Raw genomic sequence first — 19,087 nt, 5'->3', positions numbered from 1 at the left:
TCTCGCGAAAGACGCCTGCTGGTGAGCCGCACATGACAGACCCGGGGTCGCCCTCCCCTCTGACGGTGGTCCCCGGTGGTGACGGGGGCTTCCTGTCGCGCCTGCCCACGGTGCTGCAACCGCACCGCAGCCTGCTCACCTACTACCTCGTCAGCGCGCTGCTGGCCGGGCCCGGCTTCCCCATCCTCGGGCTCATCCGCTACTTCAAGTACCAGACGCTGCGCTACACGCTGGACGACGAGGGCATCACCGTCCGCTGGGGCATCCTCTTCCGGCGGGAGGTGTCCCTCACCTACGCGCGCATCCAGGACATCCACCTGTCCAGCAACCTGGTGGAGCGCTGGCTGGGGCTGGCGCGCATCCAAATCCAGACGGCGAGCGGCAACTCTCAGGCGGAAATCACCATCGAAGGTGTGCCCGACTTCGGAGCCATGCGGGACTTCCTCTATTCGAAGATGCGGGGAAGCCGGGAGCGCGCAGTGCCCACGCAGGAGAGCGCACGCGCCATGCCCGCCAGCGACCATGACGCGCTGGCGGCCACGCTCCGCGAGATTGCCGAGGAGGTGCGCGCCCTGCGGCTCAGCCTGGACAGCGGCGCCACGCGGGAGAAGCAGGATGTCTGACACCGCGCCTGCCTGGCTCCTGCGCCTGCTGAAGGTGCCCCCCGCGCCGCACATCCCCGAAGGGGCGGCGGTTCGCGTGTTCCGCGCCGCCCCGGCCCATCGCCAGCTCCAGTTGCTCCGTTGGGGCCTGCGGCAGGCCGGCGTCGTGGTGGGCCTGATTTTCACCTGGGTGGCGGTGAAGAACCGGTTCGTCCCGCACCTGCCCTACGCGCATGCGGACACGGTCTTCTTCGTCTTCGAGATGTTCGCCTGGCTCGCGTTCGCCGTGCAGGCCCCCATCACCTTCCTGGTGGCGTGGCTCGACTACGAGTACCGCTGGTACATCCTCTCCGACCGCAGCCTGCGCATCCGGGAAGGGCTCGTCTCCATCCAGGAGAAGACGATGACCTTCGCCAACATCCAGCAGGTCTCCATCCGGCAGAACCCGCTCCAGCGGCTGTTCGGCATCGCCGACGTGAAGGTGGAGACGGCGGGCGGAGGCAGCAAGCGCGGCTCGCAGGACGCGGACGCCTCACACGCCGAAGGACTGCACGAGGCCCACTTCCGGGGCGTGGACAATCCGGAGGAGATTCGCGACGTCATCATGGCGCGGGTGCGCATGCACCGGGACGCCGGGCTGGGTGAGCCGCAGCATTCCGAGCCGGCGCTGCCCGCGCCAGTGGCCCCTTCAGCCGCGACGCTCGGCGCGGCAAAGGAGCTGCTGGGTGAGATGCGAGCGCTGCGAAGCGCACTGACGGCCCAGGGCCGCGTGGAGCCCTGAGCCGCCGTGAAGCGCGATGTGCCCGGCGGACGCCGAGCCCCTCGCGGTGCTTCAGCTCCGCAGACCGGGCGCTTCCTGGCCGGTGCGCGCGACGTACTCCGTGTAGCCGCCGCCGTACTGGTGGATGCCCTCGGGCGTCAGTTCCAGCACGCGGTTGGACAGCGCGGCCAGGAAGTGACGGTCGTGGGAGACGAACAGCATCGTCCCCTCGTAGCGGGAGAGCGCCGTAATCAGCATCTCCTTCGTGGCCATGTCCAGGTGGTTGGTGGGCTCGTCCAGCACCAGGAAATTCGGCGGGTCGAAGAGCATCTTCGCCATGACGAGCCGGGCCTTCTCACCACCGGACAGCACGCGGCACTTCTTCTCCACCTCGTCACCGGAGAAGCCGAAGCAGCCGGCCAGCGCCCGCAGCGAGCCCTGACCCGCGCGGGGGAAGGCGTCCTCCAGCGACTGGAACACCGTCCGCTCGCCATCCAGCAGGTCCATGGCGTGCTGCGCGAAGTAACCCATCTTCACGCTGCCACCCAGCGCCACGTTGCCCGTGTCCGGCTGCGTGGAGCCCGTCACCAGCTTCAGCAGCGTGGACTTGCCCGCGCCGTTGACGCCCATGACGGCCCAGCGCTCCATGCGGCGCACGAGGAAGTCCAGCCCCTCGTAGATGATGCGGCTGCCGTAGGCCTTGTGAACGCCCTTCAGGCTCACCACGTCGTCGCCCGAGCGCGGCGCCGGCTGGAACTCGAAGAGCACCGTCTGACGCCGCTTGGGCGGCTCCACGCGCTCAATCTTCTCCAGCTTCTTCACCCGGCTCTGCACCTGCGCGGCGTGCGAGGCGCGCGCCTTGAAGCGCTCGATGAACTTCAGCTCCTTGGCGAGCATGGCCTGCTGGCGCTCGAACTGCGCCTGCTGCTGCTTCTCGTTCATCGCCCGCTGCTGCTCGTAGAACTCGTAGTTGCCGGTGTACGTCGACAGCGAGCCGCCGTCGATCTCCACCACCTTGTTCACGATGCGGTTCATGAACTCGCGGTCGTGCGACGTCATCAGCAGCGCGCCGTCGTAGTTCTTGAGGAACTCCTCCAGCCAGATGAGGCTCTCGATGTCGAGATGGTTGCTCGGCTCGTCGAGCAGCATCGCGTCCGGGCGCATCAGGAGGATGCGGGCCAGCGCCACGCGCATCTTCCAACCACCCGACAGCGCGCCCACGTCGCCGTCCATCATCTCCTGGGTGAAGCCCAGGCCCGCGAGAATCTCCCGCGCGCGGCCTTCCAGCGCGTAGCCGCCCAGCTCCTCGAAGCGCCCCTGGACCAGGCCGTAGCGCTCCACGAGCTTGTCCATGTTGTCCGCCTGGTCCGGGTCGGCCATGGCGGCCTCCAGTTCCTTCAGCTCGGCGGCCACCGTGCTCACCGGGCCCGCGCCGTCCATCACCTCGGCGGCGGCGCTGCGGCCCTCCATCTCACCCACGTCCTGGCTGAAGTAGCCAATGGTGACGCCCCGGTCGACCGCGACCTGGCCCTCGTCGGGGTGCTCCTGACTGGTAATCATCCGGAACAGCGTCGTCTTGCCGGCCCCGTTGGGTCCGACGAGGCCCACCTTCTCCCCCTTATGGAGCGCCGCGGAGGCCTCAATGAAGAGAATCTGCTGGCCGTTCTGCTTGCTGATGTTGTCGAGACGAATCATGTGCGTGCGGGGGGCCCGGAAGCGGGTGCGGCGCCCTTATGCCACGTAGCCCGCCCCGGAAAGAATGTTCCGAACCCCTGGAAAGCGACTTCTCTTGCATGAGAGCCGACAGGCGGGGGAGCCCCCGGTCCCAGGCTGGAAGTGGGACCTGCCCCCACTCGGGCCGTGACATAGACTGCCGCGCCGTGCTGACCGTCGACGCCCACCCCTCCCTGAGCACCCTGGCCTTCACCACCACCTTCCCCAGCCCCCTGGGCGAGCTGCCCTCCCCGGAGTGGCTGGTGGCCCTGCTGAAGCCCGGCGCAACCGCCCCCCTGTCCAGCGACGACACCGTGCGCGGCGCCATCCGCGACATGCTCCGCCACGGCGGCTACAAGCCCACCGGGCGCGGCAAGCCCGCGTCGGAGTACCTGGTGCGTGCCTCGGGTGACGGCTCGCTGGGCGCCATCAACCTGGCCGTGGATGCCTGCAACGCGGTGTCCCTGCACAGCGGCCTGCCCATCAGCGTGGTGGACCTGGACCGGGCCACCGCCCCCTTCCGCGTGGGCGTGGCCCCGGAGGGCGCGCAGTACGTCTTCAACGCGTCCGGGCAGAGCATCGACCTGGCGGGCCTGCTGTGCCTCTTCGACGCGGAAGGCCCATGCGCCAACGCCGTCAAGGACGCGCAGCGCACCAAGACGAACGCGGACACCCGCCGCACCCTCACCGTGCTCTGGGGCGCCAAGGCCCTGGGCGAGCGGACCGCGCGCGCCTTCGACTGGTATCGGGAGCTGCTGGAGCGCGCGGGGGCCACGGTGGAGCGCCTGCCCTGAGCTGCACGGGAGCCCTTGAAACATGCCGGCCGACGGGGCAGACCCGGGCCATGGCGGGACGGAAATCCAGCAGGTGGGTGCTGCTGCTCGTGTGGCTTCATGCGGCGAGCGCGGCGGCGCAAATCGTCAACGTCCAGGCGCTGTTCGACGAGAACACGGGCCCGGGGCGTTCGGCGGCCGTGGACCTGGGCGCGGACTGGCGCACGGGTAGCACCGACCTCTTCAGCGTGCGCGGCGCCCTGCTGGGCCAGTGGCGCAGCGAGACGCATACCTGGCTGGCCGTCATCCGGGGGGAGTACGCCTTCGCCGCCGATGAGGTCATCGTCAGCAAGGTGATGGAGCACGTCCGCTACCGCTACGGATTCACGGAGCGGCTCTCCGGCGAGGTGTTCCTCCAACACGAGTTCGACAAGTTCCGCCGCATCCAGTTCCGGGCCCTGCTGGGCGCGGGGCCCCGGGTGAGGGTGCTGACCGACAAGAAGGCCACGCTGGTGGTGGGGCTCGCGCTGATGCTGGAGCACGAGCGCATCCGCCGGGATTCCGAACCGGATGCCGGGGAGTTCCGCACCGACCCGCGCCTGTCCAGCTACGTGCTGGGGCGGCTGGAGTTCATGGAGAACGTCTTCCTGGTGCAGACGCTCTACGCCCAGCCCCGCGTGACGAACCCCGCCGACATCCGCCTGCTCAACGACACCATCTTCGAGGTGAAGCCCAACCAGCGCCTCTCGGTGGGCATCGGCTTCAACCTCACCTTCGACAACTCTCCGCCCCTGGGCGTCCCCAAGCTCGACACCCAGCTGCGGACCTCGGTGGGCATCCGCCTGTAGCCGCCTTCGTCCCACGAAGGGTGTCACCCGGGCGACACGAGCCAGCCCTCGCCTGCCTCCCCGCCCATGCCGGGCAACGCCCCGGTTGTTGGCAACTGTCTTGCTACGGTGCCTCGCAGGGCAACAACAGGGTGGCGAGGCCGGCGATGACGGAACTGTACGTGGAGCGCGAGGACACGGTGGCGAAGGCAGTGACGCTCTTCCCCAAGGACACGGTGGTGAGGGCACTGTCACTGATGCAGCGGTATGGCCTGAGCCGGCTGCCGGTGGTGGACGACGTGCACGGCGAGCTCATCGGCGACGTGACGGCGGACGACCTCACCCGGGTCTGGCAGCACGCGCCGCTGGCCTGTATGTCGGAAATTCTTTCACTGAAATCCCTGCGGGTTGAAGACCTGGAGGACGCCACCCGTTGGGGGCCGCGCCTCACCCTGGTCTCCCCCCTGATGGACGTGTACCAGACCAGCAAACGCTGGGTGCAGTAGGCCGGAAGGTCCGAATCCCGACGGCGCTCAGCCGATGCCTGGTGTGAGCGCCTTCATCCACACCACCACGGCCGCGGCGCCGGCGTCCGGCACACCGACGGCGCGCGCACCCAGGTAGCTGGCGCGTCCCAGGCGTGGCTGCATCCGTGACGTCGCCTCCTCTCCCGCCTCGGCCGCGTGCACCGCCGAGGCCCAGGCCTCGCGAGCCCCCTGCCCGCCGCGCAACCCCTTCGCGAAGGCGTCGGCGGCGGGCCGGAGCGCATCGAGCATGGTGCGGTCCCCAGGCCGCGCGCCGCCCAGCTCCGATACGGCGGTGACGGCGAGGTCGAAGGCCTCGGCCCATGCGGCGGCATCCGCGGGCCCTTCCGCCAGCCTGCGCGCGGCGCGCAGCAGCGCCGTCGCATAGAAGGGCCCCGAGCTGCCGCCAATGCTGCGCCGCAGGGCATTGCCAATGGCCGTCAACGCGCGCGCGGGGCTCGTCCACGCGTCCTCCGGGAGGGCGCGAATCGCCTCGGCGCCACGCACCAGGCTGAGGCCCAGGTCACCGTCGCCCGCGGCGCTGTCGAGCGCGGTCAGCCGGGGCTCCGACTGCTCGAACGCGTCCGCCACCCGCAAGGCGGCCTTCCGGAAGCGGTCCATCCCGGGTTGCGGCGCCTCCGCCGGAAGCGATGCCGGAGACGCCGTGGACGAAGGCCGGTACACCCCCGGCTCCTTCGGCAGCCGACCCGCGCCGGGCCACGCGGGCGCATCCGCCGCCGCATCCAGGCGGGCCAGCCGCGCGTCGTCCACCTTCAGCAGGGACAACGAGCAGCCAGGCATCTCCAGCGCGGAGAGGAACGTCCCGCTCCACGCGCGCTCCACGCGGATGCCGCCCTGACGCAGAGCGGCCAGCGCGCGCCGGGCGACGATGGCCAGCTCCATGGGCGGCGTGCCGCCCAGTCCGTTGACGAGCAGCACCACCCGGTCTCCCGAGTTGATGCGCCGGTCCTCGACGATGGTGGTGAGCAGCGTGTCCACCAGGCTGTCCGCCGTCTGCATCGGCACGCGCCGCACGCCCTGCTCGCCGTGGATGCCCAGGCCCAGCTCGATTTCGTCCTCCTCCAGCGTGAAGCCCGGCTTGCCCGCCGCGGGCACGGTGCAGGGCCCCAGGGCCACGCCCATGGTGCCCAGCGCCTCCGCCGCCGCGGTGGCCTCGCGGAGGACGTCCTGGAGCGCCGCGCCCGCCGCGGCCGCCGCGCCCGCGACCTTGTGGACCAGCACCGTGCCAGCGATGCCCCGGCGCCGCGCGGGCTCCACCGTGTCGTGCAGGGACACGTCGTCCGCCACCACCACCGTCTCCACGGGGATGCCCTCGGCGCGCGCCAGCTCGGCGGCGAGCCCGAAGTTGAGCCGGTCCCCGGTGTAGTTCTTCACGACGAGCAGCGCGCCCGCGGGCCCCGCGACGGCGCGGATGGCGGCCAGCACGGCATCGGTGCTGGGCGAGGTGAAGACGTCACCGGCCACCGCCGCGTCCAGCATGCCCGCGCCCACGTAGCCCGCGTGCGCCGGCTCATGGCCGCTGCCGCCACCGGAGATGACAGCCACCTTGCGCGCGCGGACGTCGGAAGGCGTGTCGGCGCGGAGCACCACCGACTCCCCTTCCAGCAGCACCTGCCCCGGGGCGAGCGAGACCAACCCCTCCAGCATCTCCCGCACCACCGCGCGAGGCGCGTTGACCAGCTTCTTCATGAACGTGTCCTCTCTCAGACGCCGTTGAAGAAATCGACCGCGCCCGTCTCCAGCGAGTACTCGGCGCCGACGATGCGCATGCCGTCCTCGCGGCACAGACGCTCCAGCAGGCGGCTGCCATGGCGGAGAGTGTCGCAGGAGTTGCGGATGTTGGCGCGGACGGCTTCCTTCATCAGGAACTCCCAGTCCGCCTTCGGCCCGGCGGCGCTCACCACCGTCGTCACCGGCTCGAGGCAGCGCTCCACGATGTCGCGGATGTTCTCGGACGCCTCGCTCTTGCCCTCACGCACGTAGTCCAGCGTGGCCTGGATGGCGCCGCAGTGCGAATGCCCCATCACCACCGCCAGGCGCGTGCCGAACTTCGCCGCCGCGAACTCCACGCTGCCCACCAGCGACGGCGCGACGACGTTGCCCGCCACGCGGATGACGAACAGGTCTCCCAACCCCTGGTCGAAGATGTACTCCGACGGCGCGCGCGAGTCCGAACACGAGAGGATGATGGCGAAGGGACTCTGCCCCGCCACCAGCGCCTGCCGGGCGGAGCGGCCGAGCGGGTTCTCCATGTTGCGCGCGTTCAGGACGAACCGCTGATTGCCCTCCCGAAGGCGCGCAAGAGCATCCTGGGCGGAGATGGGTGGCGTCGAAGCGGTGGGCATTGCGCGGGTCCTCGAGGGTGGGTGAAGCGGAAAGGTGGCAACCCAACAGAGCGCTATACACCAGCCGGGTGACCAAGGAACGGGCTGTCCTCCTGCTTCGACGCGGGAGTTCAGCCGTCAGACACCCAGCTCATCACGGATGTGCTTCACGATGTCCGCTGGCGGCGGCGTCACGTCCACGCTGAGTGCGCGCGAGGGCAGCTCCATGGCCGCCATCTGACTCTCCAGCAGGGACGCGGGCATGAAGTGGCCCTGGCGCTGCGACATCCGGCGGGCGAGCACCTCATGCGGCGCGTGCAGGAACACCCACTTCACGTGTGCGGGGTCCAGCTCCTCCAGCAGCGTGCGGTAGGCCTGCTTGAGGCCGGAGAACGCCATCACCACGTCCTCGCCCTGCGCCAGCGCCCGGGCCACTTCATCGCGCAGCTTGCGCAGCCAGGGGGCGCGGTCCTCGTCCGTCAGCGGCGCGCCCGCGGCCATCTTCACCACGTTGGAGCGCGGGTGCAGGTCATCCGCGTCGACGAAGCGCCAGCCCAGCTCGGCCGCCAGGGTGCGGCCCACCGTCGTCTTCCCCGCTCCAGATACCCCCATGACGATGACGACCATTGATGCGACTCCTCCTGGTTCCGGGGCCCACTCCCCATCGTGGGGTGCCCAACGGCCTCACGCCACCCCATCCGAGGCGGAATGCCCACCGCATCACGTCCTGAAACGTCAGCCCTGGGGGGTATGCTTCATCCCATCGCCGCTCCGGATGCGGCACGGAGGGTCGGTCATGGCGGACATCGCGGACGGGGAGCAGGTCTCGGTTCAGGGCTCGGGTTCCAAGCCCTACATCCTCAAGAACACCGGCGGTGTGTATTCGTGTTCATGCCCCGCCTGGCGCAACCAGTCGGTGGCCATCGAGCGGCGCACCTGCAAGCACCTGCGCCGCGTGCGCGGAGACGCCGCGGAGGACGCGCGCATCGGCGGTGACGCATCCGGCGCTCCCGCGGCCCCTGCGCGTCCGACGAGGAGCACGTCGGCCAGCGACGACACCAAGGCCCCGCCCCTGCTGCTGGCCCAGTCGTGGGAGAACGACGTGGACCTCACCGGCTGGTGGATGAGCGAGAAGCTGGACGGCGTGCGCGCGTACTGGGACGGGAAGCAGTTCTGGTCACGGCTGGGCAACGCGTTCCTCGCGCCGGAGTGGTTCACCGCGGGGCTGCCGGACTTCCCGCTCGACGGTGAGCTGTTCGGCGGGCGCAAGCGCTTCCAGCGCACGGTGAGCATCGTCCGCCGGCAGGACCGCAGCGATGATTGGAAGGAGCTGGCCTTCGTCGCCTTCGACGCGCCCGGCGTGGAAGGCACCTTCGAGGCGCGGCTGGAGCGCTGCCGGCAGTGGATGGAGGAGACGAAGCCCGCGTATGCGCAGTGGCACGCCCACGCGCGCTGTGACGGCACGCCGCACCTGCGCGCGGAGCTGGCGCGCGTGGAGGCACTGGGTGGAGAGGGCCTCATGCTGCGCCAGCCCGGTTCGCGCTACGAGGCGGGCCGCTCCCACACGCTGCTCAAGGTGAAGAGCTTCAAGGACGACGAAGCGCGCGTGGTGGGACACGTGGCTGGCGCGGGCCGCCACAAGGGCCGCCTGGGCGCGCTGGAGGTGGAGCTGCGTAACGGCACGCGCTTCAGCGTGGGCACGGGCCTGTCAGACGCGGAGCGCGCATCGCCGCCACCCGTGGGTGCCATCATCACCTTCCGCTACCAGGAGCTGTCCAACGACGGCGTGCCACGCTTCCCGTCGTACGTGGGTGTGCGCGTCGACGCCGCCCCCTTCGCCGCGAGCTGAGGCCAGCCGTCCCACGGCAGGAGTCACCGGTCCGCTGGTCGACGGAGCGGCGCCGCATTGCCACCTGACAGACGGTGCGTGCCCGGGGTGATGCGCGCCCGGGCGCCGCCCTGGTGTCTGCTTCAGGGAACCATGCACTGCGAGCTCTGTCTGACCGAGCATCCCTACGATGTGGCGTGTGGCGGCGAGCCCTGGACGCAGGTGTATCTGTCCACGGGCGACGCGGAAGCCCCTCCCGCGGACCTCACGGGCCAGACGTTGGGGAGTTACCGGTTGGTCCGCCGGCTGGGCGCGGGAGGGATGGGCACCGTCTACCTGGGCGAGCAGACGCGCATTGGCGCACGGGTGGCGGTGAAGGTGCTGCACCCCCACCTGGGCCGGGACGAAAGCCTCCGCGCGCGTTTCTACGCGGAGGCGCGGACGGTCAACGTGGTGGGCCATCCGAACATCGTCCACATCTTCGACATCAACGAGGCGCCCGGCGGCATCCACTACTTCGTCATGGAGTACCTGGAAGGCGTGCCCATGTCGCACCTGCCCCGGCCCATGGTGCCCGCGACGTTGGTGTCGCTGCTGGCGCAGGCGTGTGACGCGCTGGACGCGGCGCACCGGTGCGGCGTGGTGCACCGGGACTTGAAGCCGGACAACCTCTTCGTGGTGCGGCACGCGGGCGAGCCGCCGTCGCTGCGCGTGCTGGACTTCGGCGTGGCCAAGGCGCGCCGTCCCCACCCGGGTGAGGATGAAACGGCGGCGGGCATCGTCCTGGGCACGCCGGCGTACATGGCGCCCGAGCAGTCCGCGGGCCAGCCGGTGGACGGACGCGCGGACATCTACGCGCTGGCGGTGACAGCCTACTACCTGTCCACGGGGCAGCTTCCCTTCGAGCGGGGACAGATGGTGGAGCTGGCGCTGGGCACGGGCCCGGTGGGCGCACCGCCGCCGCACCTGCTGGTGCCCGGGGTGCCGCCCGCATTGTCGGAGGTGCTGCTGCGCGCGCTGTCGCGCCGCTGCGAGGACCGCTACGCCACCGCGCTGGAGTTCAAGGAGGCCCTGCTGCTGGCCGCCGCCCAGCCGCTGGCGGACGCCCTGTCACCCCAGACGCCGCCGCCACGCAGCCACACGCCGGTGCCGTCCCTGGCGTGGCTGGACACTGAGGGCCCGGCGACGGAGCCCAACGCGCTCACCCCACCCCTGACGTGGGTGGCGCGGGTGCGGCGCCGCTCCGGCGCGGGCGACGTGGAGGTGCTGTGCACGGAGCTGAGCCGGGGCGGACTCTTCATGTGCTGCGCGGACCCCTTCCCGCGCCTGTTCAACCGGCTGGAGTTCACCCTGCTGCTGGCCGGCGAGCTGGTGGAGTGCGCGGGCGAGGTGGTGCGCCATGTGGACGCCGCCCAGGCGCAGACGTGGGGCATGTTGTCCACGGGCGTGGGCGTGCAGTTCATCAACCCATCCGCCCGGCTGTGCGAGCTCATCCGCCGCGTGCAGCCCCACCGGTTGACCACGCCCGCGTCCACGTTGATGCGCGCGGAGGTGGTGCTGTGACGCGGGCCGCGCGTCACTTCACCGTGAAGGTCCGTGAGGCACCGGAGTAGGGCCGCACGTTGCCGTCCCAGCCCGACTTCCAGTTGCCTTCGTGGACGAGCCGGTACGTGCCCGGCACCGTGTCGTCGGGGATGTCCCACGTCACGGTGACGTGGGAGCACGCCAACGTGGGCACGCAGTTCTCGCGCCGCCACTGGTAGCGCGTGGCCGGATCCGCGTCGGTGGCCACGTCCGTCCAGGTGCCGTCCGGCTCGCGCCGCTGCACGCGTAGGAAGGTGCCCTCCAGGCGCAGGTCATTCTTGGGATGCCCGCCCCAAAAGGTGGCGCTCGCCGTGTCGCCGCGCGAGTACGTGGGCCGCGCGTCGGTGACGACCTCGCCGAAGTCCACCCACAAGAGCTTGTCGTCGAACACCACGCCGGGTTGCAGGCTGAGCTGCTCCTTGCGCAAATCCCTGGGCGTGGGCCCGGGAGGCACACCGGCGCCGTCTCGCAACGACGTGGCCAGCAGGTGGAAGTTCTGCTGGAGGGCCGCGAGCGTCCACGGGCCGAAGTGCGTGGAAGCACCTTCGTAGTCCTGGCGCGCGTACTCCTCGCGGGTGGTCACGTAGCCCGAATAGGCATTGGACAGGCCCGCGATGACGACGTCCGTCACGCCCGCGGGCGCCAGCGCCGTCTCCACGGTGTCGCGCAGGCGGCGTCCGGCCATGGTCGTCAGCTCGAAGGGCACCGCCACCAGCGCCAGGTTGCCGATGGTGACCAGTTGCAGAGGCAGCACCTCCGGCGTCCACGGGAAGGGCCGCATGCTGCCCATCTCCAGGACGATGGGCTTCTCCGCCTGACACGGCGTGGTGGTGAGCGAGCAACTGAACTGCCCCCAGGCATTCTGGCCGGCGGCGCAGGTGACGCCCTCCACGCCGACGCCCGGCCCGTCCTCCGCCCCTGCCAGCATGGACACACCGATGGCGGCCGGACAGGTGGCTCGCGGCGTGCCGTCCGCGAAGGCTGGCGCCACGTCCACCGCGTCCATCTTCACGTAGACGTGCCGGTAGTCCACGCCGCCCGTGAGCGGCGTCTTCGCCTCCGCCCACAGCTTCGCGGCGAAGTCGTACTGCTTGCGGCCGGAGAGGTCCGTGTCCTCGAAGTCATTGGCCCCGCCGCCGTGGGTGCCTCCCAGGATGTTGGGCGTCACGTCGCCCTCGTTCGCGTTGGCGAAGGCCGCGACGAACGTGTCCCCGGCCCCCTGCGCCTGCTCGGCGAGGTACGAGGCCAGGCCCTTGTTGTCGCCACTGATGAGCGTGTTGCCGTTGCCCATGGACGTGGCGTGCACCGCGAACCAGTTGATGAGCCCCACGTCGGTGCCATCCGCGCGGGTGAGGCGCAGCAGCGTCATCCGCGTGTCCACGTCGTGCGCGTAGCGGGCGCGCTCCTCGGCCGGGTTGAGCAGGTAGGCCTTGGGGGAGCGGTTGCGGCTGGCGCCGAACAACTCCCCCGACGACAGGCGCAGCGTGCCCTCGGCGAGCCGCTCATGCGCCCGGACGATGGAGGCGACGATGCCGGAGACGATGGCCTCGAAGTTCTGCGGCGAGAAGCCCAGCGTGGTGAGGTTGTAGAGGGTGTAGTGCGAATAGCCCCCGGGCCCGGAGTGGGTGTGGGTGGCGCTCAGCAGCACGTTGTCGTCGGTGTACAGGTCGCCATAACGCGCGCGCAGCCGCTCCACGACCTGCTGCTTCACCGCCTGGAACACCATGCCCAGGTCCGCGCTGACGAAGGCCACCCGCTTGCCGTTGCAGGGCGAGGCGATGACGAACGCGCGCGAGCGAAGCCGCTGGTGGATGCCGGTGGTCTGCTGCTCCAGCATGCCGTAGCCCATCATCCCCACCTCGGCGGCGGGGCCGGTGATGTCGGCGCTGCCCGCGCCCAGCAGGAAGTCCCGCGCGTCCTCGCACGCGCCCGTCAGGCCGGACGCGGAGGACTCCGGATGCGGGGAGGTCCGCCAGGGCTGGCTGGCCGCCTGGGCGCCCGTCGCGAGCACGAGCGAGAGCGCCAGCAGATGCCGGACGAAGTGGGTGCGCATGGCCTGCCTCCAAGGCGCCAGGGGACATCCCCCGGGGTGGAAGTGGATAACGCTTCAGGGCGGGCGTGCAGTACCGGAAGAACGAGCCGTCGAGGGGGCTACAGTCCGCGCGAGGGCCGGAGGTGACACCGGCCGTCTCAGCGCTCACGCGCCCGGCCGGTTCGCCGGGGCCTTGGGCGGCGCGGCGCTGAGCGCCACGCGGAAGGTGGTGCCGGCCCCCACCGACGACTCCACGGAGATGTGGCCGCCGAGCGCCGTCACAATCGTGTCACAGATGGACAGCCCCAGGCCGGTGCCCAGGCCGGAGGACTTGGTGGTGAAGAAGGGGTCGAAGATGCGGCGCAGGTGCTCCGGGGGGATGCCCTGGCCCGTGTCGCTCACCACCACCATCACCCGGCCGCCCACCTCCGTGCGGGTGGTGAGGCGGATTTCGTTCGCCTCCGAATCGCCCTCGTCGATGGCGTGCGCGGCGTTGATGAGGAGGTTGAGGAACACCTGGAACAGCTTGCCCTCGTTGCCACGGACGAGCGGCACCTCTCCGTAGTCCTTCACCAGCCGGGCGCGGGCGCGCACCACGCTGGCGGCCATCTGCGTCACGGATTCGAGCACCGCGTGGACGTCCACCGACTCTTCCTTGCCGTCCTCCACGCGGGAGAAGACGCGCAGTTGGCGGACAATCTGGCGCATGCGCTCGGCGCCCTCGCGGGCGTCGTCGAGCACCTGCCGCAGCTCCACCATGTCCTCCGGGGAGAGCATCCGTGGACGCACGCCGCCCACGGCGCTGTGGAGGAAGTCCAGGTTGGACAGCACGTAGGCCAGGGGGTTGTTCAGCTCGTGGGCGATGCCGGCGGCCAGCAGGCCCATGGAGGCCATGCGGTCGGTCAGCATGAGCTGCGCCTGGGTGCGCTTGCGCTCGGTGAAGTCGCGCGCCACGGTGATGCGCGCGGGCGAGCCGTCCAGCACCACGGCCAGCGTCACCAGGTCCGCCACCACCACCTCGCCGTCGCTCCGCACCAGCGGCATCTCCACCACGCGCGCCGCGCTCTTGCCCTCCAGCGCCTGGCTCAGGTGGAGCTGCGCGGCCCCCCGGTCCTCGGGGCGGACCAGGTCCAGCATGTGGCGGCCCACCAGCTCCGAGGCGTCGCGGAAGCCCAGGTACTGCACCAGCGCCGGGTTGACGGAGAGCAGCACGCCGTCGCCCACGTGCACCAGCACCGGGTCCGGGAAGGCCTCGATGAGCAGGTGGACGCCGGCCTCGGTGCGCCGCAGCGTCGTCTCCGTGCGCATGCGCAGCGCGTTGGCCGAGCGCTGCTCCAGCGCCAGGGACAGCGCGCCCGCCGCGCCCGACAGCAGGTTCACCTCGATGGGGCCCCAGGACTCGGGTTCGCGGCAGTTGTCGAAGCCGATGACGCCGAAGAGCTGCCCGTGGACGTGCATGGGCAGCAGCAGCACGGAGCGGACGCCCTGCGCCTCCAGCATGGGCGCCAGCAGCTCCGAGAAGTCGCGCGGCTGGCCCTGCACCGGCTCGCCGCGCTGCAGCTTTTCGGACTGGTGGGGCCGCAGGGCCGCGTCGAAGGGCAGGCCGTGCATGTTGGGGTCCTCCAGGTTGGGAGGAATCCCCGGCGCGCACCACTCCGCGCGCTGCGACGCCAGCAGCGTGCCGTCGTCGGCGAAGTGCATCTCGAAGACGTAGACGCGGCTGGCGGCGGACACGTGGCCCAGCGGCTCGACGACGGCGCCGTACAGGTCGTCCGGCAAGTCGTGCCCCATCATCCGCCGCTGCACCTGCACCATGGCGTCCAGGTAGCGCTCACGGGTGGTGACGGCCTCCTCCGCGGTGCGCCGCGACGTCACGTCCAGGAGCGTCCCCATCACCTCGCCCGGCACGGTGGCCAGGGCCCGGGCGGACAGCTCCACCCAGCGGACGCCATGGCCGCCGCCCGTGTCCACGCGCACTTCCTGGCGCGAAACGGGGGTGCCGGGCGTGTACGCCAATAACGCCTGGGCGCGCTCGCGGTCCTCCGGGTGGATGGCCTCCAGGAGCGCGCGGCCCCGCCACGCGGACACGGACGTCCCGGTGAGCCGCTCCCAGGCACCGCCCAGCACCGTGAGCCGCCCCTGCGCGTCGAGCTGGAACACCACCTCGTGCAGCAGCTCGGACAGGTGCCGGAAGCGCTCGGACTCCACGTGGCTCCCGGCGTGTGATGCCTGCGACTTCATGGGAGGGAGCAGGTCACACGCCATGTCGGCGGGAGCCGTCCCTGAAGCCTTCCCGGGAGCGTCCATGACCGCCGCGTCCCGTTGCTCGTCTGCCACGTGCTGGCCTCCCTAGCGCCTCATCGGGGAGGGGCTGGAGCCCAGACAGCACCTACGGCTGCCGGGAACGATTCCAGACCCTGCGGTTCCCCTCCCGTGGCGACGTCGACCCGAAGCATATTGGGTCTCAATAACTGGAAGTCAATGAATGCGGGAGAAGTTCACGCTCCGTCTTCGGGCTCCCATCCACCCGGAGCACCTGAGCGGGGCCGCTGCCGCCGGTCGCCTACGACGCGGGCCGGCACGCCCGCGACAATGGCCCACGCCGGCACATCCCGGGTGACGACGGCCCCCATGGCCACCACGGCGTGGTCCCCCACGGAGACACCGTCCGTGATGCCGGCATTGGCCCCCACCCACACGTCCGCGCCGATGACGAGCCCCCGCGACGTGACGGGTTGCTCGCGCACGGGCCGGTCCGGGGCAATGCCGTGGTCGAAGGCGTAGAGGGTCGCCCCGGTGGCGATGCGGGTGCCCTCGCCGATGCGGATGCCCGCGGCGCCGCCGTCCAGGCTCGCCCGGGCGTTGATGCTCACCCGGGGCCCGAGTGTCACGGGGCCGTGGAGGAAGACATCCGCGGCGATGCTGCACCCGGGGCCGATGGAGACGGTGCGTCCGGGCTCGGCGAAGATGCGCGCCTCCGGGGCGATGAAGCACCCCTCCGCGATTTCCACCGTCTCCAGTTCGCGCAGCAGCGCCTGCACCTCGCGCTGCCAGGCGTCCGCCCATTCGCGGTGGCGGGGCTTGAGGACGAAGTAGAGCCACGGCATCCAGGAAAGCCGGCGCTTGTGCTGCTCACGGCGAAGCGCGTCCAGGTCCACGCCCCTCCCCTATCATGCTCCAGTGGCCAGCCGGGTGGGTTCCCAGGTGAAGCGGCAGCGCTCGCGCTCCCGGGCAATGGCCTCCACGTCTCCGGCCTCGGGCTCCAGGCGCGACACCATGTCGCTCGCCTCCCATGCGTAGGGCTGACCGTTGAGCAGGACGTGGCCGTCCACCACCGACTGGGAGACCTCCAGGAGGGGCAGCCGCTCCAGGTCGCGCAGCAGCGCCTCGAAGCGCCCCTGCCGCGCCGGGTCGAGGAAGCGGAAGCGCGAGCGCGCCAGCGCCGCCAGGTGGAACCACATGGGACGGAAGGCCACGCCCGCCAGGACGAGGCGCCGGGCCATCACGAGCAGCATCTCCGTCGCCTCGCGCGCCAGGCCCAGGCCCGGCACGTCCTGGCCGGGGAGCCGCGAGCGCCCCTCTCTGAAGCGGGCGCGCGGGTGGCGCAGGCTGAGCCAGTTGACGAAGAGGAAGGGCTCCCCCGCCAGCACGCGGCGCTCCACGACACAGTCCACCAGTTGGTGCTCCTGGCCCGCGGCGCAGCCGTGCACCTCCATCCGGTCCCCCTCTCCCACGGAGCTCACTTCCACGCGCAGCCGGCTGTAGCCGAGCCGCTCCACGTAGGAGAGGATTCCGTAGCGGAAGAAGGCGTACTCGAGCGCCTGCGCCGTGTAGTAGCCGAGGATGCGCGGCGGGCGCTGGCCGCCGCTCAGGCCGAGGGCGCCCTCCAGGTCCTCCTGGGTGATGGGCTCGTCCAGCGGCGTCGCGCCCTCGCGCGTCAGTGAGCGGGCGATGCGCCGATACCGCGCGCTCAGCGGGTCATAACGCGCCCTGATGCGGCGACGGCCCTGACCCGCGAGGACGAGCACGGTGCCCGCGAACACCTTCCACGCGTCGCGGTGGTAGCCCCCGCCTGGAAGCCAGACGCTGGGGATGCCACGCAGGGCGCGCGCCAGGGCCCGGTCCCTGCGACGGGCGCCGTCCAGGGACAGGCCCACGCGGCCGAAGCGGTCTCCCGCGAGCACGTCGCTGCCCGCGATGACGAAGGCCACGTCCGGCCGGGGCATGCGCTCCAGGAGTCCGTCGAGCAGGGCCAGGTACGTCCTGTCGTCCGTGTCCTCGGGGACGCGCGTCTCATCCACTTCGGGCGACAACGCGCCCCAGTCGCTGCCGGACAGCGAGCCAATCCAGGCCCGCTTCTGTCCCGCCAGACACTCCGCCGTGCCATCCGGCGGGTGGGCATCCAGGTCGAGCACCACGGCCTGTCCATCGAAGCCGTCCGCGTGGAGGGCGGCGAGCGCTATCGCGATGTCATTCACCGCGCAGAAACCGCCGCCGCGCGCCGGACCGGCGTGGTGGAAGCCGCCCGCCATGTTCACCACCGGGCCCTTGCGCGCCACCGCGAGCCGCGCCGCGCCCAGCGTGCCGCCGCACACCCGCCGCAGGTTGGACAGCAGCGCGTCCACCGGCACGTCGGCGGGGTCGGTGGCGAAGATGCGCGCCAGCGTCTCCGGCTGGCCGAGCGACTCCAGGTAGGCGGCGTCATGCACGCGCGCCAGCTCGGCGAGGCTCACCGGCTGCGGGTGGTGCACGTCCTGGGTGCGCAGCGCGCGGGCCTCCAGGAGATACCAGGTGGTGAAGTCCACGCCGCGCGGCTCGATGCCCGCGGAGGACTCGATGCCGGTGAGGGGCAGTCGGTAGGACTCGTCGTAGAAGGCGGGCACCGGCGCGCCGCCCCAGCTCCATCGCGACAGCCAGTCCCGCAGGCTCATGGGCCCATGTCTCTCACGGCGCCCAGTCTGGGACCAGGGTCCCGCAGGACGCCCAGGCACCCCGGCCCCGTGGAGCTTCGCGCAGTGAACGGCGCCATGGGGTGGACGGCATGACGCGGCCCGCCGCGCTTCACTCCACCGGGCGCCGGGCCTCCGCGCGCAGCGCAGGGCTCCGCCGGCGGAGCGTCCGCGCACAGACCGCCATGAGCAGCGCCCACGCCAGTCCGGCCACCCAGCCGCCCAACACGTCCGTGGGGTAGTGCACCCCCAGGTAGACGCGCGTCAGCCCCACGAGGAACGACAGCAGCAGCGCCACGGTGAGGACGTAGACCTTGAGTCGCTTGCGCTCGGCGAGCTGAGCCAGCAGCGCGCCCAGCGTGAGGTACACGGTGGCCGACAGCATGGCGTGCCCGCTGGGGAAGCTCTGGCTGACCACCTCGGTGAGGTGCGGCACCACGGACGGCCGAGGCCGGGCGAAGAACTGCTTCAGCAAGACATTGAGGCCCGTGCCCCCCAGCGTCGCGCCCAGCACGAGCAGCAGCGTCCGGTAGCGCCTCACCAGCAGGAGGAAGCCACACACCGCCAGGGTGGCGAGCGTCAGCACGGGAACGCCCCCCAGCGCCGTCACGTCCTCCGCCGTGCGCCGCAGCCACCAGGGCCCGCGAGGCTGCGCCGGGTCCTCGGGGTTGCGCAACGCCAACAGCATGCGTTCATCGAGCTGCTGCGTCTCGCCCTCGGCCACCTCGTCCGACAGGGCGATGAAGCCCAGGCAGCAGACCAGCAACAGCAACAGCAGCCCCAATGGCCGCGTCACCGTCACGTCCCATCCCGACATCCACTGCCAGAGCCTCCGCCACATGGCGGTGACTGTATGCACTCCGGCGTCCGGCGGGACGTCTCCCGCGCGGAACGTTGGCTATCCGGGAAGACGGATGCGGTCGCTGCCCGCGCTGCCGAAGGCCGCGCCGAGGACGCAGAAGAAGTGCAGGACGAGGCCCGGGATGAAGAAGAACCAGTAGCCGGCCCCCACCATCAGGAACCACAGGACGGCGCGCAGGAACTGGCCCTTGTAGAGCTGTCCCAGGCCGGGAATGACCAAGGACAGCACCCCGGCGATGAGGAAGTTGAAGCGGCGCTCGCGGATGATGTCAGCCATGGCAGTCTCCAG

Annotated in this window: 17 protein-coding genes; 7 read left to right on the top strand and 10 right to left on the bottom strand. The window is 71.0% G+C overall.

Annotation, left to right across the window (positions count from 1 at the left end; genetic code table 11):
- Positions 1 to 32 precede the first annotated feature (32 nt).
- Positions 33 to 623, top strand: coding sequence for a PH domain-containing protein (locus FL344_RS05985; RefSeq protein WP_141617842.1), 591 nt, complete (start codon positions 33 to 35; stop codon positions 621 to 623).
- A complete protein-coding gene (locus FL344_RS05980) occupies positions 616 to 1,383 on the top strand; it encodes a PH domain-containing protein (RefSeq protein ID WP_141617841.1) in 768 nt (255 codons plus the stop codon). The genes FL344_RS05985 and FL344_RS05980 overlap by 8 nt, the downstream gene beginning before the upstream one ends.
- A gap of 51 nt (positions 1,384 to 1,434) precedes the next feature.
- Here the strand turns inward: FL344_RS05980 and FL344_RS05975 are convergent, their stop codons facing one another.
- Complete coding sequence (locus FL344_RS05975) at positions 1,435 to 3,057, bottom strand: ABC-F family ATP-binding cassette domain-containing protein (RefSeq protein WP_141617840.1); 1,623 nt, start codon at positions 3,055 to 3,057, stop codon at positions 1,435 to 1,437.
- 185 nt (positions 3,058 to 3,242) lie between these two features.
- Here FL344_RS05975 and FL344_RS05970 point away from each other — a divergent pair, with 185 nt between their 5' ends.
- The 3 genes from FL344_RS05970 to FL344_RS05960 all read left to right on the top strand — a co-directional run bounded on the left by FL344_RS05970 (position 3,243) and on the right by FL344_RS05960 (position 5,181).
- Positions 3,243 to 3,869 carry a phenylalanine--tRNA ligase beta subunit-related protein gene (locus tag FL344_RS05970; RefSeq protein ID WP_141591607.1) on the top strand — a complete coding sequence of 209 codons (627 nt, stop codon included), beginning with the start codon at positions 3,243 to 3,245 and terminating at the stop codon, positions 3,867 to 3,869.
- Positions 3,870 to 3,919: 50 nt separating this feature from the next.
- Positions 3,920 to 4,696: a YdiY family protein gene (locus FL344_RS05965; RefSeq protein ID WP_141617839.1), complete on the top strand. Its 777-nt coding sequence runs from the start codon at positions 3,920 to 3,922 to the stop codon at positions 4,694 to 4,696.
- A 146-nt stretch (positions 4,697 to 4,842) separates the two neighbouring features.
- Positions 4,843 to 5,181: a CBS domain-containing protein gene (locus FL344_RS05960; protein WP_186817966.1), complete on the top strand. Its 339-nt coding sequence runs from the start codon at positions 4,843 to 4,845 to the stop codon at positions 5,179 to 5,181.
- A gap of 27 nt (positions 5,182 to 5,208) precedes the next feature.
- Here FL344_RS05960 and FL344_RS05955 read toward each other — a convergent pair whose 3' ends face one another.
- The 3 genes from FL344_RS05955 to FL344_RS05945 form a co-directional block, all read right to left on the bottom strand.
- On the bottom strand, positions 5,209 to 6,909 hold the full coding sequence (locus tag FL344_RS05955; protein ID WP_141617838.1) for a dihydroxyacetone kinase family protein: 1,701 nt from the start codon (positions 6,907 to 6,909) through the stop codon (positions 5,209 to 5,211).
- Positions 6,910 to 6,923: 14 nt separating this feature from the next.
- A complete protein-coding gene (locus tag FL344_RS05950) occupies positions 6,924 to 7,565 on the bottom strand; it encodes a carbonic anhydrase (protein WP_141591611.1) in 642 nt (213 codons plus the stop codon).
- Positions 7,566 to 7,682: 117 nt separating this feature from the next.
- The gene (locus tag FL344_RS05945; protein WP_141617837.1) at positions 7,683 to 8,171 is read right to left on the bottom strand and encodes a gluconokinase; all 489 of its coding nucleotides are present in this window, start codon (positions 8,169 to 8,171) and stop codon (positions 7,683 to 7,685) included.
- 169 nt (positions 8,172 to 8,340) lie between these two features.
- Between FL344_RS05945 and FL344_RS05940 the strand changes: the two genes are divergently transcribed.
- Together FL344_RS05940 and FL344_RS05935 are read left to right on the top strand one after the other, a co-directional pair.
- Positions 8,341 to 9,393, top strand: a complete 1,053-nt coding sequence (locus tag FL344_RS05940) for a DNA ligase (protein WP_194863006.1) — start codon at positions 8,341 to 8,343, stop codon at positions 9,391 to 9,393.
- A 132-nt stretch (positions 9,394 to 9,525) separates the two neighbouring features.
- Complete coding sequence (locus FL344_RS05935) at positions 9,526 to 10,935, top strand: serine/threonine-protein kinase (protein WP_141591614.1); 1,410 nt, start codon at positions 9,526 to 9,528, stop codon at positions 10,933 to 10,935.
- Between the two features lie 13 nt (positions 10,936 to 10,948).
- On the opposite strand, the gene FL344_RS05930 is transcribed toward FL344_RS05935, so the two are convergent.
- The 6 genes from FL344_RS05930 to FL344_RS05905 form a co-directional block, all read right to left on the bottom strand.
- Positions 10,949 to 13,009: a neutral/alkaline ceramidase gene (locus tag FL344_RS05930; protein ID WP_141617835.1), complete on the bottom strand. Its 2,061-nt coding sequence runs from the start codon at positions 13,007 to 13,009 to the stop codon at positions 10,949 to 10,951.
- A 144-nt stretch (positions 13,010 to 13,153) separates the two neighbouring features.
- Positions 13,154 to 15,325, bottom strand: coding sequence for an ATP-binding protein (locus FL344_RS05925; protein ID WP_141617834.1), 2,172 nt, complete (start codon positions 15,323 to 15,325; stop codon positions 13,154 to 13,156).
- Positions 15,326 to 15,486: 161 nt separating this feature from the next.
- The gene (locus FL344_RS05920) at positions 15,487 to 16,146 is read right to left on the bottom strand and encodes an acyltransferase (protein ID WP_141617833.1); all 660 of its coding nucleotides are present in this window, start codon (positions 16,144 to 16,146) and stop codon (positions 15,487 to 15,489) included.
- Positions 16,147 to 16,158: 12 nt separating this feature from the next.
- Positions 16,159 to 17,919 (bottom strand): histone deacetylase, encoded by a 1,761-nt coding sequence (locus FL344_RS05915; protein WP_141617832.1) that lies wholly within the window; start codon positions 17,917 to 17,919, stop codon positions 16,159 to 16,161.
- 130 nt (positions 17,920 to 18,049) lie between these two features.
- On the bottom strand, positions 18,050 to 18,778 hold the full coding sequence (locus FL344_RS05910; protein ID WP_194863005.1) for a phosphatase PAP2 family protein: 729 nt from the start codon (positions 18,776 to 18,778) through the stop codon (positions 18,050 to 18,052).
- Between the two features lie 57 nt (positions 18,779 to 18,835).
- Entirely contained in the window at positions 18,836 to 19,075 is a 240-nt protein-coding gene (locus FL344_RS05905) for a hypothetical protein (RefSeq protein WP_141591620.1), read from the bottom strand.
- Positions 19,076 to 19,087: the final 12 nt, after the last annotated feature.

The organism is Myxococcus sp. AB036A (assembly GCF_006547355.1).
GTDB classification, from domain to species: Bacteria; Myxococcota; Myxococcia; order Myxococcales; family Myxococcaceae; genus Myxococcus; species Myxococcus virescens.
This window is presented reverse-complemented; position numbering and strand designations above follow the sequence as displayed.

Excerpts from the sequence above, each read along its gene's own strand:
- FL344_RS05945 (WP_141617837.1), bottom strand. The coding sequence starts at position 8,171 with ATGGTCGTCATCGTCATGGGGGTATCTGGAGCGGGGAAGACGACGGTG.
- FL344_RS05960 (WP_186817966.1), top strand. The coding sequence starts at position 4,843 with ATGACGGAACTGTACGTGGAGCGCGAGGACACGGTGGCGAAGGCAGTG.
- FL344_RS05950 (WP_141591611.1), bottom strand. The coding sequence starts at position 7,565 with ATGCCCACCGCTTCGACGCCACCCATCTCCGCCCAGGATGCTCTTGCG.
- FL344_RS05905 (WP_141591620.1), bottom strand. The coding sequence starts at position 19,075 with ATGGCTGACATCATCCGCGAGCGCCGCTTCAACTTCCTCATCGCCGGG.
- FL344_RS05940 (WP_194863006.1), top strand. The coding sequence starts at position 8,341 with ATGGCGGACATCGCGGACGGGGAGCAGGTCTCGGTTCAGGGCTCGGGT.
- FL344_RS05935 (WP_141591614.1), top strand. The coding sequence starts at position 9,526 with ATGCACTGCGAGCTCTGTCTGACCGAGCATCCCTACGATGTGGCGTGT.
- FL344_RS05955 (WP_141617838.1), bottom strand. The coding sequence starts at position 6,909 with ATGAAGAAGCTGGTCAACGCGCCTCGCGCGGTGGTGCGGGAGATGCTG.
- FL344_RS05965 (WP_141617839.1), top strand. The coding sequence starts at position 3,920 with ATGGCGGGACGGAAATCCAGCAGGTGGGTGCTGCTGCTCGTGTGGCTT.
- FL344_RS05985 (WP_141617842.1), top strand. The coding sequence starts at position 33 with ATGACAGACCCGGGGTCGCCCTCCCCTCTGACGGTGGTCCCCGGTGGT.
- FL344_RS05980 (WP_141617841.1), top strand. The coding sequence starts at position 616 with ATGTCTGACACCGCGCCTGCCTGGCTCCTGCGCCTGCTGAAGGTGCCC.
- FL344_RS05910 (WP_194863005.1), bottom strand. The coding sequence starts at position 18,778 with ATGTGGCGGAGGCTCTGGCAGTGGATGTCGGGATGGGACGTGACGGTG.
- FL344_RS05930 (WP_141617835.1), bottom strand. The coding sequence starts at position 13,009 with ATGCGCACCCACTTCGTCCGGCATCTGCTGGCGCTCTCGCTCGTGCTC.
- FL344_RS05975 (WP_141617840.1), bottom strand. The coding sequence starts at position 3,057 with ATGATTCGTCTCGACAACATCAGCAAGCAGAACGGCCAGCAGATTCTC.
- FL344_RS05915 (WP_141617832.1), bottom strand. The coding sequence starts at position 17,919 with ATGAGCCTGCGGGACTGGCTGTCGCGATGGAGCTGGGGCGGCGCGCCG.